The following is a 14733-nucleotide window of genomic DNA, read 5'->3' on the forward strand; positions in this document are numbered from 1 at the left end:
TCGTTATTTCACAGCATAGCTTTTGCTTCCTCTCATCTACAACAATAGCGGTTGAACTTGCATATCCTTGAGGGTAATCGTAAAATTTTGCTGTTGTGCGATCGCAATGAAGGAAATCACGGCTTCACAAGCCACCGCAACGGTTAACATTACCAAGTTGCGCGCCAAGGGATAATCACAGATATCATCATTCACATCAGAAGGAACCCGATAAACTTCATTCCAAATTACCTCTGCATAATCGGCTGATAGCCCAACATGAAGACAAGGAATATGAAATTTCTCTGCATAATCCTTGACTGCTTGACGGGCGATACTATTATCAAAAACATCGATAATTAACTGACTATCTTTGAGAAGTTGACTGGTATTTGCTGGTGTCAACTCTTTAGTTTTGCCATCAATTTTTGTACCAACGGCACGATATAAATTATTCGCCAAAATTTTCGCCTTAAATGCGCCTACATCGGAACGGTAGTAAGGCTGAGTAGAAAGATTACGTTCCTCAATGCGATCGCAATCAATCACAGTCAGTTTATCAAAACCAGACCGAGCCAAGTTTTCTGTGATGTTCGCGCCTAATGCGCCAGCACCACAGATAGTAACAGGATAATCCTTCAGCTTTTTCATCACAGCATTGCTGCGGTAAAGCTGTTCGTGAAAAAAAATAGACATAATTCGTAATTCGTAATTAATAAATTCACCAGTCTTGTTGTTCGATGACACCCACTAAGGATTGCAAATCAAAATCGCGATCTCGTCCACTCAAACAAATACCGGAACTAATTACAGTCAAGTCTGTTTTTGCGATCGCACTTGTATGGCGAATCCCATCAGCAGTACGCCAATTCACTGTCCAGTAATCACCATGATCTTGGAATTGGCTTAACTCACCACCCCCTTGCTGTAACGCTTTACGCAATCGCTTTTCATCCTGTTGGGGTTGACTAAATTCCGCAATTTGCTCAGTCGCTAATTCATAGACTGTACGCATCTCTGGAGTCATACCCTTAAATTGCAATTCCGCAACCGGAGTTAATTCCTTAATCGCAGATTGCAGAATTTCCGTAATCATGGGATTGGTACGGCGATCAATCTCCTCAAACCAGCAAGACTGTCCATGACAACGGCTAATGATTTGCTCAAAAGCCACACCCTCAGTTACCAAATGAACTGCGATCGGCTTTACCACCTTCAACCGTTGACGCATATCAACTTCATTCACAGGATATGCTAACCAAGTTTGTCCCCGCAGTTGGTATGCTAACCGCAGTCGAATTTGGGGAAAATGTTGCAAGTATTCTGCAATTTGGGGTAATTCTGCTGATTCCACAACCCTTGCTGTTTTTGCATCCACAGGCTGAAAGATACCCCAACCTGCAAATTGACGCGGCTTTGGCGTGAAGGTGTAAACCATTCCCGCTACCTTTGTGCGAACTCGTCCACCTTTGACACAAGGCGCAAGGAATTGAGTGGCAGACAACTGTGCTTCCGCATCAGCAATTTTACTGATTAGCTTACGGATATCAGGCATAAATAATACTAATTTATATAATGCAAAGCTAGATAATACTTTCGCAAGATCAATTACTCTGTGTCTCTGTGGTTAGATTAATTATTTAATTACGAACTACGAATTACGAATTACGAACTAAGAATTAATCTGCGTGCAAGTTAATGGAGCATTGCGTGTTCTCAGCTACTAGAGGGACTCCGCTGGTGAGTTGTTACACACTCTTTCAAAGGTGGCTACTTTTAAGCCGACTTTCCAGGTTCTTCGCACTCCCCGTTCACACAATACTACTATTTAAATAATGCACTCAGTATATTAGGAATTGGTATATGTCCAGTTAGCAAATCTTTTAAGTAAGAACTATTAATTACAATAATATCCATTCGTACAAAGACTTCCAGATTATTACTTGAAATAACTTGAACTAAATCTAACGGTGCAGATTGAAGATGCTTTGGTAGAGAATATTCATAAATTACAAATGGTACTGGCTGCAATATTGCCTTGTCTAGAGAAATTTCACCTGTACCTGAATTTACATTTTTTGGATCAAAACTACAAGAATAAAGCTGCGCTGTAGTTACAATACACGGAACAATTATTTGAGTTTCATAATTCAACTGAGGAATAGGATTATAGGTAGCCTGTTTTTGGCTATGTTGTGTTTCCTCCATCCATATTGCTTGTGTAGCTAGAGCAACTTGATAAGCGGCATCTGTTACAGCAGCATTTGAAGTTTTTGTTTTTTGACCACTTTTCCAAGATTGATAGTCACCACGAGTTTCCCTCGCTTCACTAAACAAAGTAACTGAATTAATTGGCAACTTAAGCAGATGAGTGTTTACATCCCATCCTAGATTCGATTCTTGTTTTGTTAGATTATCTATGGCACGAACAACAAACTGTCTTTGAGCCATTTCTCCCCTTTTAGGAAAGAAAACCCAATCTACAAAATCTGGATTATTCTTTTTACATTCGACTATAAAAGTCACAATTTTAGAACCATCACGCAGTTCAACTCTAATATCGAGAGCGCTTTCCTTACCTCTAAGATGTCCATTGGGAGGAGGAAATTCTACTGGATAGTTAGTTGACACAACTTTTAGATCAGGTACAGACCGAAACAGATCCTCGCACCAATGTTCAAAAAACACACCATGAATATTTATCGAATGTATTGTCCATTCCTGATCAGTCTGTGGATTTACCATAATGAAATTCTGTTATGTCAACAATTTAATGGCAGCAACAACATTAAAAATAGCACTGCCCACAAATTTATTTAATGAGCAATGCCATATTCTAATCTTACTTATCATCTCGCACAGGTAACGGCAGATCCATAATCTCCATCAACAAATCCAGGCGAGAGGGACGCGCTAGGAGTGGGACAAGGTTCGGTAAGCTGTAGTAGTCACCCGCGAAGGTAAAGGTTTCTACAGGTGCTTGTTGCTGCTTCAGTTGACTCTCCAGCCAGTTGTAATGAGTACCTACACGGACAATCACTACATTGGGGATTACCGCCAATTCTCGGCAGTAGGTCTTGTAGACTTCACTGAAGTAAGGTGTAGCATTTTCACCTTCATCAGTCACCAAGATGATTTGGTCTACTACCTGCTTTTTCTTCCGCATTGCTTCCAATGCACAGCCGATACTAGTGCTACCACCTGCTCTGATGTGCTGGAAAGCACGCTCCCAGTCAGTTAACTCTTTGCCATTAGCGGTAATAGCGTAGGGCATAGTATCGAAAGCATAGACATACAATTCTGCTTGAGCGATACCAGAGATGAGGGCAGCTAGTTGCTTACCAACTGCGATCGCATTCTCCATAGAGCCAGATTTATCTACAAGTAAAGCAGTAGGACGAGCGATCGCACCACGCCGTTTCACCTGCTCGTTGGTGACTTTTTCCAACTTCGCAACGGTGTCTGCATCGAAATCTGCTCCATCTGCGGCAATTTGTGCTTTAAATGCTGCTACACGCCCATTCTTAGATGCTTCCTCCAGTTTGGCATCAATCAGCTGCTTGACTTCTGGATGATCCATTGCACCTTTCGCCTGGAGAGACTTGAGGTTGTTGATTACTTCCTGGGGAGTCATGCTATTGATTAACGCCACCAAGACAACTGGTGTTAGTTGCTTGATTGCACCGATAGCGATCGTATAGGGAATATTGAATTCCACAATGAATTGTGCTTGTTCTGCCGGAGTTTCCGCCTTTGCAAGTTGCTTCAGCACATGGGCTAAAGAACCTTCTGGCGGAGTATCACGGAAGAGAATCGCATTTGCTCGTTCATTGGGCTTAATGTGCAGTGAAGCATACAGGTGCTTCATCGCCTTACGTCCCCGCAAAGCCGCGCGATCGAATAATGCAGGATTGCTTTCCCTTGCTTTCAGGTAACGCCGCACCGCAGTCCGTGCTGAACGAGGTAGTTTATTTTGTTGCTGCTTCATAAAATCCACTACACGAGCCACCTGATAAGGCGGAAACTCCTGCAGCATCATAAATCCAGCATCTCGGTGTTCGGTTAAATTACTATTTAATAAATGAGCAACAAATACTTCTTTATGATCGCGGACATCTCCATTGCGTTGATACCAAACTGCTAGGTGTCCGTAGAACAGGGGATCTAATTCAACAATTAACTTATGCACTTCTGCGACTTGCTCAAGCTTGCGGTGAGGGGTTGTGAGCAAACTATTGAGCATTTCCAGGCGTAAATCGCGTTCTGCGGTATTCATGATAACCTCCTCTAGTTGTAATGAATGAGGAGGCAGATGTTGCACGCGGGGCGATAAATTCACCGCGCAAGTTGTAGAAGCATTGTGTATAACTGATTCAGAGTTATGTAAGCTTCTGCGATCGGGGCGCGGCAACAACTGCCAATAATAAAGTTAGAAACTCTCTATTTCTTCACTTCGCGTTTTTTGCGTCCTTCTCTTCGAGACGCTGCGCGAACGCGGTTCGTTTAAAAAAAGAATCTCACGCAGAGTCGCAGAGACACAGAGACGAAAGATAAGACTATTGGAGAGAAACAACGGCTCCAGTTTCCTCTAGCTGTTGCCTGAGAACTTGGGCAGTTTCTTGGTTTAATCCTGTCTGCACAACTTTAGGAAGAGAGTCTACAAAATCCTTCGCTTCCTTCAATCCCAAGCCTGTTACCGTCCGAATGACCTTGAGTAAGGTAATCTTTTTCTCTGGCGGAACCGATACCAATAACACATCAAATTCCGTCTGAACTTGTAATTGAACTTCATCTTCATCTCTTCGTTCAATTTGAATCAGCTTCGGTGTAGAAATATCAACATTGAAGGTTGCTTTAATCTGCTTGACTAGTTGAGCAGTTTCATTGAGATTTAGAGATTTGATTTGTTCTAAAATTTCTAAGGTTTTCACAGACATGGCAACCTCCAATGAGTTGCAGTTAACTCATAATTGATAATGAATAAAGGCACTTCGTGCAAGTTGAAAAAGCTGTTGATTCACACACAGGATTTGAACCTGTAATAGCTTGATTATAAGTCAAGTGCCTGTTCCAATTCGGCTAGTATGTAAGCTTTTTCGGTTAGGGCACGAAGTGAAAATTTTATTGTTTAGAAAGTAGTTTTAAAATAACTCGAAGCTCTTTCTTGTTACATTGTCGTTTACTCACAGCATAAGATGGTATGCCGCAGTAATAACGATGCCAAAGAATATGGGTTAAACCTTTTGAACTATCCTTTGTATCATGATTTGATTGTTGGGGGAAATCTCCAAAGGTAATGAGATACCAAATATCATTCAGTTTTTGGTATTCATGATAATCATCAATGATGATAAAGTCAGTTTCTTGCTTGCTTTGCCACGGCTTGCTAGGTACTTTCTCGACTGCACAAAGAATACCAGTTTCCGGATGGATATAGAAGCGATCGCGGTAACCCCAACCAAACGAAGTTCGATATCCTCGGTAAGGCTTCCGATAAACGACACCATCAATGATTTCTACATGACGTTCAACGTAATCCCATATATGACCAATTACGTGCTGTCCTGCCATTGTATTATGGTCTAATCGTTGGCAGAGTTCGCTGTAAACGGTGTTCCAAGGCTGTCCGACTTTGGAACGTAACAGCCGACGCAGAGGGCCAAGATGATCGGAAAGATACTTTGATTTATATCTAGTTTTAATCAAGTAATGATTAAATAATCCATCCTCAGTTGCATCTTGGGTGAGTTTGTATAGTTGCTTTTTATAGCCTGTCTGCTTTTTTAGAGGAATTCTTGCTCCACGCCGAGGACGCTCAATCACAATTTCGCTCAAACGATGTTCGCTCATAACTTATGTAGTTGAAAGATATGTAGTTGAAAAATAGGTTTACAGATTGATTTGTTAGGCTACATAAGTTTGCGGACATCATGAAATTCACCTCCATATATGTGATTGAGTTCAGGTAATAAATTAATACAATTGGCATAATTAGAATTCCGCACAAGTTAGCAAAGCAGTTTTGCACAGTTGCCTTTACCATTTTGGCTACGCTCCCATAAGCGGGAGCGACAGGAATCGAACCTGTATTCCGTTTCCGGATAGAGTGTGTATGCTTCACAAGTTGGGGCGCGGAATAAAGCTAATAATTCGTAATTCGTAATTACATAAGCTAGATTTAATTTGGTGTTTGAGATAAATTATTCCGTGCAAGTTTAAGAAGCTTTTTACAACTACGGTCGCTCTTACCAAATATTGGCAGTGGGCACGCATCTTAAATCTGCGAGAGACTTAATCATGCTTCGCTAGTTCGATCGCTCGAATTTTACTACCTTAGAACCGTTCTCAATGTATATGTATGCTTCTTATATTTGGGCACGGATGATTCAATTTTCCCAGGACTTTTTACCCATAAACCGCTTCAGGACGAACAATTAAATCACCACTAGGACGACGATCGATTATGTAAGCTTCTAGGCGATCGCTATTTACATCCAAATGACGAGCCACCTGTTCCTTAACAGCAACATCATTCATCCCAGTGTTAATTCCTAGCTGTGTTTCTGTCACATCAACAGAACGCCCTTCAAATCTAATATGTACCACTGTGATCACCTCCCTTTTAATTACGAATTACGAATTACAAATTATTTAAGTGGATCTGATCGGGATTGAACCGATACCCTCCCTGTGAGAGTTGCACTCACACCTCATGCGAGTTGAAAAAGCTGTGATTACAAACGCAGGAGTCGCACCTGCAACTTATCGCTTTGCAAACGATCGCTCTACTATTGAGCTAGTATGTAAGCTTTTTCTGTTAGGGCACAAGTGACATCCAGGAACTCTACCGTTAGAGCTGCAGACCCAAGGAAAGTATGTTTGCAATGCTCTAATTCAAGCGATCGCAACTTTAATCTAAGTTAAAGCAAGTAAAAACCTCAGAAACTTTTAGTTTTGCCTTTGCTCGAAACTTTAGTGTTCATAATACGAACGTAATACAAGTGCTACAGGATGTCAAGGGCATACTACAAATTTTTTTGAGAAGCGATCGCGCAGTCAAGCTCTTTTATCCCTAGTTACAGAAGTAGATATAATTTTTGTAAGCTTCCCCGCACTAAAGTGACGGGGCTTTCAGCAGCCCTGAGCTATCTGTGCTGAGATTACAACACAAATAACCCGAACCTCCAGGCAGGCTTACGGACTGCCCCAATAAAGAAATCATTTTTGCACCATTCAAATCAGCGTCACCATGCCAGCCACAGTTACCACAGTTAAAACGTTGATCCGACCTCAACCCAATGTGCAAACATTGGTGGCAAGTTTGGCTTGTGTATGCTGGCGGCACTGCGATGACCTCAACTCCTTCCTTGATGCTTTTGTACTCAAGGAAGTATCGCAATTGATAAAACGACCAAGAATTAGACCGTCTGCGTTCAATTTTGTTTCTAGGTTGCTGATTGGTGCGTTCCCTGATCCCAGTCAAATCCTCAATAGCGATAATTGCATTTGTGCTTTTGGCTTGTTGAATAATGCGATAACTGATTTGATGGTTGAGCCATTGCTGAAATCTTCTCTCACGCCCCGACAGCCGTGGCAAAATCTGCCTTGCCCTACGGCGAGTAGACCTTGTGCCTTTCGTGGCTTTTCTTTGGAGAGATGTCCTAACTTTGGCGTATTTATCTCGAACTTCTGTTATCTGCTTCCCATCCCATTTATCCCCATCACTGGTTACGGCGATGTCCCGTCTCCCAAAATCCACTCCAATAACATTGGTTGGCTTGAGTGGTTGCGGGGCTTCATTCTTGATTTGAATATGAATGTAGTAGGAACCATCTCGATGCTTACACAACTGCGCCGATGTTGGTTTTTTGCCTTTGAGTTTACCTCGCTGGTAGTTGCCAACATCCAACTTAATATGCTCTCTGCCTTCCATCAATGTCAGGCTAACAGTCCAGTCTTTCTCCCTAAAAGCAAAAATTCTAGCGTCGTAGTCGGCGCTAGTTGGCTTGAAGAACTTAACTGGCTTGTTCTTTTGTTTGGCAGTTTTGCGGTTAGCTCCCACTCTGGCACAAGCCCTGACCGCCAAATTAGCAGACAACCCAAACAACGAACGCAAGTCTTGATAAACCAAGCTTTGAATAGTCGTCTTGCTTGTGATTTGGGGCTTAACCTGCTCATTGGCGTAGTTGCAAGCATCTGCAACCGCTTTCAGTGTTGCTTCAATTTGGGCAACTTGCTGAGTGGTAGGGTTGAGCTTGCAGACCAATGTCAGTACTTGTTCCATGACATTGATTTTATTACACGTGATGGCTATTTTTAAATAGCCAAGTCGTGTTTTCTCCGCGCACTTAAAAGTGCGCGGAGGAAACATTCCCGTGAGGCTTTAGGTGAATTATTGAATAGAAAAATGACAGATAAATTCAACTTTTTTCAGCAGTGGTATCCTCTCTCACCAGTCGAAGATTTAGCTTTAGACCAACCCACTTCAGTGACACTTTTGGGAATGCGTTTAGTTATCTGGAAACCTAAATCATCTCAAAGTTTCCGGGTATTTTTAGATCAATGTCCCCACCGCCTTGCTCCCCTAAGTGAAGGACGCATTGATGACAAAACAGGAAATTTAATGTGTAGCTATCATGGTTGGCAATTTGATGAGCAAGGAATTTGTACTCATATTCCCCAAGCGGAAAATCCAGAACTGATCAGCAAGAATAAAGAAAATCTCTGCTCTGTAGTACTACCAGTTCGTCAGCAACAAGATTTACTGTGGGTGTGGCCAGATGCACAATCCAGCGAACAAGCAGCTAACACACCTTTACCGTTATCACCGCAAATCGATGCGGCTAAAGGCTTTGTGTGGTCTTCTTTTGTACGAGATTTAGAATATGACTGGCAAACCTTGGTGGAAAATGTGGCAGATCCGAGTCATGTTGCTTTTGCTCATCACGGCGTACAGGGCGATCGCGCTAAAGCAAGGCCATTACCCATTAAAATTGTACAATCAACACCACATTTAATTGAAGCGTCTTCAGACACACGCTTTCCCACAACCATCACTTTTGAACCACCTTGTCGTTTGGAGTATGCAATCCAGTTTGGTAAGGCTGAAAAGCAGGTAGGACTGGTAACTTATTGCATACCAGTATCTCCTGGTAAATCTCGGATTGTCGCTCAGTTCCCTCGTAACTTTGCCAAAACCCTCCATCGTCTTCGACCCCGTTGGTGGGATCATATTAGCGAACGCAATGAAGTACTTGATGGCGATATGGTGCTGTTACAGCAGCAGGAGTATTTTCTACAACAGACACAATCATCCCAAAGTTGGAAAACTTTTTATAAGCTACCTACAAGTGCAGATAGGCTAGTGATTGAGTATCGGAATTGGTTTGATAAGTATTGTCAAGGACAGTTACCTTGGAGTCAAGTAGGGATAAGTATTCCAGACATTAGGCAGATCAATGAAAATCGCGAACAAGTTTTGGATCGCTATAAACAGCATACACAGCATTGTAGTAGTTGTCGCCAGGCGCTGAAAGTTCTGCAACGGTTGCAGGTAGGACTTTTGGCATACTTTGCTATTACTGTTTGCGCTGTTGCTCTCCTTAGCGATGCATCACGAGTTCAGCTAGGTTTACCTCTAACTCTAACAGCACTACTAAGTTTAGGAATTTACGCTTGGTTGAAATTCAAGCTGATTCCTAAGTTTTACTTTGTAGACTATATCCACGCACACAGATAGGGATTGCAGCAACACTTTTCGTGCGTGAGGTGTAAGCCGTAACGCACCCTACATCTGAATAGCACTGTCTTAAGCAAAAGTTGCTACCCCGCTCCCCGACTTTTTCAAAAAGTCGGGGAGCTAAATCTCGCATATTACTTAAATTTTTCGGAATTCAAATCGGATTGCTAGATTTTTTAAGAATTATACTAATTTGAAAAATTATGGCGATAGATAGCTTGCTAAACGCTCAATCAATCTTTCTCAATCCCTAATCTAAAACCATAAATTGTATTAAACAATCATGCTCATGATTTATTATTAATAATTACCAGCGCTACTCAATATCTTAAATTATGACTCAATCAAATAATACCGGAATACTGGAAAAGTTTGTCAATACAGTAATGGGGGTAAAAACAGAAAATCAACAGCAGCCTCCAGATACATCAATTGCTACTACGCAAGCACTGGATATTAGAGCAGTTTTAGTTTACAAACTAGGGACTTTTTTACAAATAGCAGCTATGACGCTGGCTTTACTGGGAATGGAAAAATTAGTCATGCTGATTGATAAAAATACTCACCTACCCAGTTGGTTCAGCACTTTATTAGCTGTATTATTTTTCGCATTATTAAGTATTCGTTCGCGAATTTTTTCACCTTTAGATAATACCCGTTCTCGTAAGACCTATGACCAGGTAATCAGACCGAGATGGGCACCTCCACCTTTAGTATTTCCTATAGTTTGGATGATAATTGCAGTTTTGCGGGTAATTTCTTCTGTATTAATTTGGCAGCAAATGAATCACCAATTTTTAGCACTGCCTTTAATTTTATTTGTGGTGCATCTGGCTTTAGGAGATACTTGGAATACGATTTTTACTGTAGAACGGAGATTAGGCGCGGCTGTTCCTGTGGTTATTTTAGGGCCTTGGTTATCTGCTGTAGTAGTAACGGCAATTTATTGGCAAACTAATCCTGTAGCGGGAATGATTCTCTCGGTTTCTTGTATCTGGCTAACTGTAGCTGCTGTATTAGTATTTAGAATTTGGCAATTAAATGGTTCAGAGCCATTGTATCCTTTAAAACTCACACCAGTGGAAAAATAAATACTCAAAATTAATTGTGACATCCATAACGGTAGATTAATTAGCAATCTACCGTTTTTTAAACTTTTTAATTCTATGCATAAATCTATAGATAGATTGACAGAATTCTGACCGAATAATTTTAGATTTTAGATTTTGCGTTCGCGTAGCTTGCTTCTTTGCAGGAGTATGCAAAATCTAAAATTCAAAATGGTATGAGATATCTGCAATCTCCCAAAAGTGTTATGCATCATTGGCTGATGATGTTAAATTTCCACCCAGGCTTACCACCAATTGGTAGAGGACTCAAAGCCCTACTTTGTCATAGTTTTGAGACAAGAAATCTGGAACAAGGAGCAGCAGGACAAATGCGATCGCACATCCTATTACCCGAAAGTCGTTTTGTTGTTCAATCCCCATGAGTAACATGATAGGGTTTATTCGCTATCGTCTAAAACCGTCCACTTGTCAAGCAGGCGTAACTTTTGTTAACCTAAGTCTAGGATTATAGATCAAGCTAATGTTGCAAAACACCGGAGAGTAAACATAATGGACATCCCAATGGATCTGAACTTAGAGCAGAAATTCAACCTCAAAGTTTACGAAGAGCAAATTAAGAGCTTAAACCAGGAAGAATCGCAAAAGTTGCTTTTAGAAGTAATGCGCCAGTTAATGGTCAAAGACAACATGATCAAGCATCTTCTCAAGCAGGCGTAGCTAACTGGGAATATTTGTGAGTTTCCCACAGCACAAATAGGAACAAAAGGATATGCAAAGGCTTGTCTAGATTAGACTGCAAGCCTGCTCTTTTTTTTAATGCCATTTATAAATAGTTCGTTTTAGTGCAGCTCATCCGTAAGGCAGCTCACCCCATAAAATTAATTACAACTTATTTCTTATTCACTCCCAATCCCCAATCCCCAGTCCCCAGTCCCCAATCCCCAGTCCCCAATCCCCAATCCCCAGTCCCCAATCCCCAATCCCCAATCCCCAATCCCCAATCCCCAGTCAGGGTTGGGGATTTTTTGTTAAGGATTGTTACTTAGTTTCTCATAACTGAGACTGGGATAGGTTTCATCTTTTATGTTCTATATTGTCTTGTTCAGAGAACAGGCAATCAAGTTTCAGAGAAAACCGAATTTTTAAGGAGAGCGAAATGCTTGATGCTTTTTCTAGAGCTGTAGTTTCAGCAGATGCTAGCACCTCTACCGTATCTGATATTGCTGCTCTGAGAGCCTTCGTTGCTAGTGGTAACAGACGTTTGGATGCTGTAAATGCGATCGCAAGCAACGCTAGCTGCATGGTTTCTGATGCTGTAGCTGGAATGATCTGCGAAAACCAAGGTTTAATCCAAGCTGGTGGTAACTGCTATCCTAACCGTCGTATGGCTGCTTGCTTACGCGATGCAGAAATCATCTTACGCTATGTAACCTACGCTCTATTAGCTGGTGACGCTTCAGTTCTAGATGATCGTTGCTTAAACGGTTTGAAAGAAACCTATGCTGCTCTAGGCGTACCCACCACCTCTACAGTACGTGCCGTTCAAATCATGAAGGCTCAAGCTGCTGCTCACATTCAAGATACTCCCAGCGAAGCTCGTGCTGGTGCCAAATTGCGTAAGATGGGAACCCCCGTTGTTGAAGATCGTTGCGCTAGCTTAGTTGCTGAAGCTTCTAGCTACTTCGATCGCGTAATCTCTGCTTTGAGCTAATTCATTGCCACTTGCAATTCACTCAACAGATTGACATCCAACACAGTTTAAATAAAAAGCCTTTTGGGAGATTTAAGAAATGAAATCAGTTGTTACCACCGTAATTGCAGCAGCAGATGCCGCAGGTCGTTTCCCCAGCACCTCTGATTTAGAATCCGTACAAGGTTCTATCCAACGCGCAGCTGCTCGTTTAGAAGCTGCTGAAAAGCTAGCTAACAACATTGATGCAGTTGCAACCGAAGCTTACAACGCTTGTATCAAGAAGTATCCTTACTTGAACAATGCTGGAGAAGCTAACTCCACCGATACCTTCAAAGCTAAGTGCGCTCGTGACATCAAACACTACCTGCGCCTCATCCAATACTCCTTGGTTGTTGGTGGTACAGGCCCATTGGATGAGTGGGGTATTGCTGGACAACGTGAAGTTTATCGCGCTTTAGGCTTACCTACTGCTCCTTATGTTGAAGCTTTAAGCTTTGCTCGTAACCGTGGTTGTGCACCTCGTGATATGTCTGCTCAAGCATTGACTGAATACAATGCTTTACTAGACTACGCTATTAACTCTCTCTCCTAGTTAATTGCCACTCTTGTTATTGAGTAACGAGGGTATGTGATGACCCTACAAACCTAGAGGTTCTTCGCTCTTTGCTTTGCCTGATAAGGTTGAGTAATGGTAAAGAATCTCTGGGTTTGTTTTGTTATTGGTAATTGCTAATTGGTAATTGGTCATTGGTAATTGGTCATTGGTGATTCATATCAAGTCTGGCTAATTACTGACCATATGGTTGGTTTGGATATTGAGAACTGGTAATTGGTATTGTTAAACTCTATTTTTCTTTCCCATTACCCATTACCCATTACCCATTACCAACCTTTACAGAACTAAAGAATATTTGCTGAAGGCTGAACCACTAACAGCTAACATTTATATATTATGGATAAACGCTTTTTTAATTTCTTTAATCTCACAGAAGACCAGGCGATCGCTCTTTTGGATACACCTCAAGACCAATTGAGCGAGAACGATTCGCGCTATATTGCGGCTTCTCATTTAGTCAACTTTCCTACAGAACGCTCAATTAACGCCCTCATCCGTGCGGTGCAGCAAACTGACCCCTCGTTGGATAATCGCATTGTCCGCCGCAAGTCGGTAGAGACTTTAGGGCGATTGCAAGCTGAGTCAGCTTTACCAGTGATCCGTACCTGTCTGTTTGATGAAGACTGCTACACCGTGGAAAATGCGGCCTGGGCAATTGGGGAAATAGGGACTCAAGACCCGGATATATTAGAGGATGTGGCGCAATTACTGGAGAAGCCAGGACAAACCTATCGAGTAATTATCCATACATTAACCAAGTTTAATTATCAACCTGCCCTAGAACGCATTCGCAAATTTGTGAATGACAGCGATCCACCTACAGCTAGTGCTGCGATCGCCGCAGTTTGTCGCTTAACTGGCGACTATTCCCAAATGGCAAAAGTGGTGCAGATATTGCAGCATCCAAATGTTTTAGGAAGGCGGTTATCTATCCAAGATTTGATGGATGCACGTTACTATGATGCAATTCCTGATATTGCCAAATGTCCTGTATCCCTAGTTTTTCGGCTGCGAGGCATTCGCACATTAGCAGAAACGGGAATCTCTGAGGGGGCAATTACTTTTGCTAAAATTCAACCCTATTTAGAGCAGACATTATACGACCATCCCCAGGATTTGAATTTAGTCCATCGTTACGATCGCCTCCCCACGTTGGAAATTTTAATTCGCGGCTTGTACGAAACTGACTTTGGACGCTGTTATTTAGCAACTAAAACCATTTTGGAGCATTACGCCGATGCTGCTCCTGAGGCTTTATTTGCTACTTATGCCGCAGAAGCAAATAATGATTATGGCGCTCATTTTCATGTAATTAAGTTGTTTGGTTGGTTAAAACATACCCCAGCCTACGATTTAATAGTAGAAGGCTTGCATAACAAACAACCACAATTTCAAAAATCACGAGCAGCAGCTGCGATCGCACTCGCTGAACTCGGAGATCCAAAAGCGATTCCCGAACTGAAAGCCTGTCTAGAAACCAAAATATGGGATCTGAAGTATGCCACATTGATGGCACTAGAAAAACTGGGTGATATCAGCGAACATAAACAAGCAGCACAAGATAGTGATTGGCTAATTGCCGCTAAAGCCTCAAGCACCCTGAAAAATCAAGAAATCACAGCCTAATTTTTCTTTT

General features: G+C 41.8%; 15 protein-coding genes and 2 tRNA genes. 7 read left to right on the top strand and 10 right to left on the bottom strand.

Translation table 11 applies throughout. The annotated features are described in order from the left end of the window. Nucleotides 1–36: 36 nt before the first annotated feature. From AACU25_RS16440 to AACU25_RS16485, 10 genes are all read right to left on the bottom strand, one after another. Nucleotides 37–675, bottom strand: a complete 639-nt coding sequence (locus AACU25_RS16440) for a ThiF family adenylyltransferase (RefSeq protein ID WP_096577345.1) — start codon at nucleotides 673–675, stop codon at nucleotides 37–39. A gap of 25 nt (nucleotides 676–700) precedes the next feature. After that, nucleotides 701–1534, bottom strand: coding sequence for a hypothetical protein (locus tag AACU25_RS16445; protein ID WP_096577347.1), 834 nt, complete (start codon nucleotides 1532–1534; stop codon nucleotides 701–703). Between the two features lie 269 nt (nucleotides 1535–1803). Next, a complete protein-coding gene (locus tag AACU25_RS16450; protein ID WP_096577349.1) occupies nucleotides 1804–2724 on the bottom strand; it encodes a hypothetical protein in 921 nt (306 codons plus the stop codon). 97 nt (nucleotides 2725–2821) lie between these two features. Next, entirely contained in the window at nucleotides 2822–4255 is a 1434-nt protein-coding gene (locus AACU25_RS16455) for a vWA domain-containing protein (protein ID WP_096577351.1), read from the bottom strand. 280 nt (nucleotides 4256–4535) lie between these two features. Further along, a complete protein-coding gene (gene rplL / locus AACU25_RS16460; RefSeq protein WP_096577353.1) occupies nucleotides 4536–4916 on the bottom strand; it encodes a 50S ribosomal protein L7/L12 in 381 nt (126 codons plus the stop codon). An 81-nt stretch (nucleotides 4917–4997) separates the two neighbouring features. Continuing rightward, a tRNA-Ile gene (locus tag AACU25_RS16465) sits at nucleotides 4998–5068 on the bottom strand. A 32-nt stretch (nucleotides 5069–5100) separates the two neighbouring features. Next, nucleotides 5101–5829 (bottom strand): hypothetical protein, encoded by a 729-nt coding sequence (locus AACU25_RS16470; protein WP_096577355.1) that lies wholly within the window; start codon nucleotides 5827–5829, stop codon nucleotides 5101–5103. 555 nt (nucleotides 5830–6384) lie between these two features. Continuing rightward, entirely contained in the window at nucleotides 6385–6585 is a 201-nt protein-coding gene (locus AACU25_RS16475; RefSeq protein ID WP_096577357.1) for a hypothetical protein, read from the bottom strand. Nucleotides 6586–6713: 128 nt separating this feature from the next. Next, nucleotides 6714–6785: transfer RNA gene (locus tag AACU25_RS16480), tRNA-Cys, on the bottom strand. 308 nt (nucleotides 6786–7093) lie between these two features. Beyond that, entirely contained in the window at nucleotides 7094–8263 is a 1170-nt protein-coding gene (locus AACU25_RS16485) for an RNA-guided endonuclease TnpB family protein (RefSeq protein WP_096577359.1), read from the bottom strand. A gap of 123 nt (nucleotides 8264–8386) precedes the next feature. Here AACU25_RS16485 and AACU25_RS16490 point away from each other — a divergent pair, with 123 nt between their 5' ends. The 7 genes from AACU25_RS16490 (at nucleotide 8387) to AACU25_RS16520 (ending at nucleotide 14723) form a co-directional block, all read left to right on the top strand. Continuing rightward, on the top strand, nucleotides 8387–9718 hold the full coding sequence (locus AACU25_RS16490; protein ID WP_096577361.1) for an aromatic ring-hydroxylating dioxygenase subunit alpha: 1332 nt from the start codon (nucleotides 8387–8389) through the stop codon (nucleotides 9716–9718). 335 nt (nucleotides 9719–10053) lie between these two features. Continuing rightward, nucleotides 10054–10809 carry a TspO/MBR family protein gene (locus tag AACU25_RS16495; protein ID WP_096577363.1) on the top strand — a complete coding sequence of 252 codons (756 nt, stop codon included), beginning with the start codon at nucleotides 10054–10056 and terminating at the stop codon, nucleotides 10807–10809. Nucleotides 10810–11003: 194 nt separating this feature from the next. Next, entirely contained in the window at nucleotides 11004–11210 is a 207-nt protein-coding gene (locus AACU25_RS16500; protein ID WP_096577365.1) for a hypothetical protein, read from the top strand. A gap of 139 nt (nucleotides 11211–11349) precedes the next feature. After that, the gene (locus AACU25_RS16505) at nucleotides 11350–11505 is read left to right on the top strand and encodes an NblA/ycf18 family protein (RefSeq protein WP_321206811.1); all 156 of its coding nucleotides are present in this window, start codon (nucleotides 11350–11352) and stop codon (nucleotides 11503–11505) included. A gap of 439 nt (nucleotides 11506–11944) precedes the next feature. Further along, complete coding sequence (gene cpeB / locus AACU25_RS16510) at nucleotides 11945–12499, top strand: C-phycoerythrin subunit beta (protein WP_096577369.1); 555 nt, start codon at nucleotides 11945–11947, stop codon at nucleotides 12497–12499. A gap of 79 nt (nucleotides 12500–12578) precedes the next feature. Next, nucleotides 12579–13073 carry a C-phycoerythrin subunit alpha gene (cpeA, locus tag AACU25_RS16515; RefSeq protein ID WP_096577370.1) on the top strand — a complete coding sequence of 165 codons (495 nt, stop codon included), beginning with the start codon at nucleotides 12579–12581 and terminating at the stop codon, nucleotides 13071–13073. A gap of 360 nt (nucleotides 13074–13433) precedes the next feature. Next, the gene (locus AACU25_RS16520) at nucleotides 13434–14723 is read left to right on the top strand and encodes a HEAT repeat domain-containing protein (protein ID WP_096577372.1); all 1290 of its coding nucleotides are present in this window, start codon (nucleotides 13434–13436) and stop codon (nucleotides 14721–14723) included. The last annotated feature ends 10 nt before the right edge of the window (nucleotides 14724–14733 follow it).

Origin of the sequence: Tolypothrix tenuis PCC 7101 (assembly GCF_963874875.1) — a bacterium.
Lineage (GTDB): Bacteria > Cyanobacteriota > Cyanobacteriia > Cyanobacteriales > Nostocaceae > Aulosira > Aulosira tenue.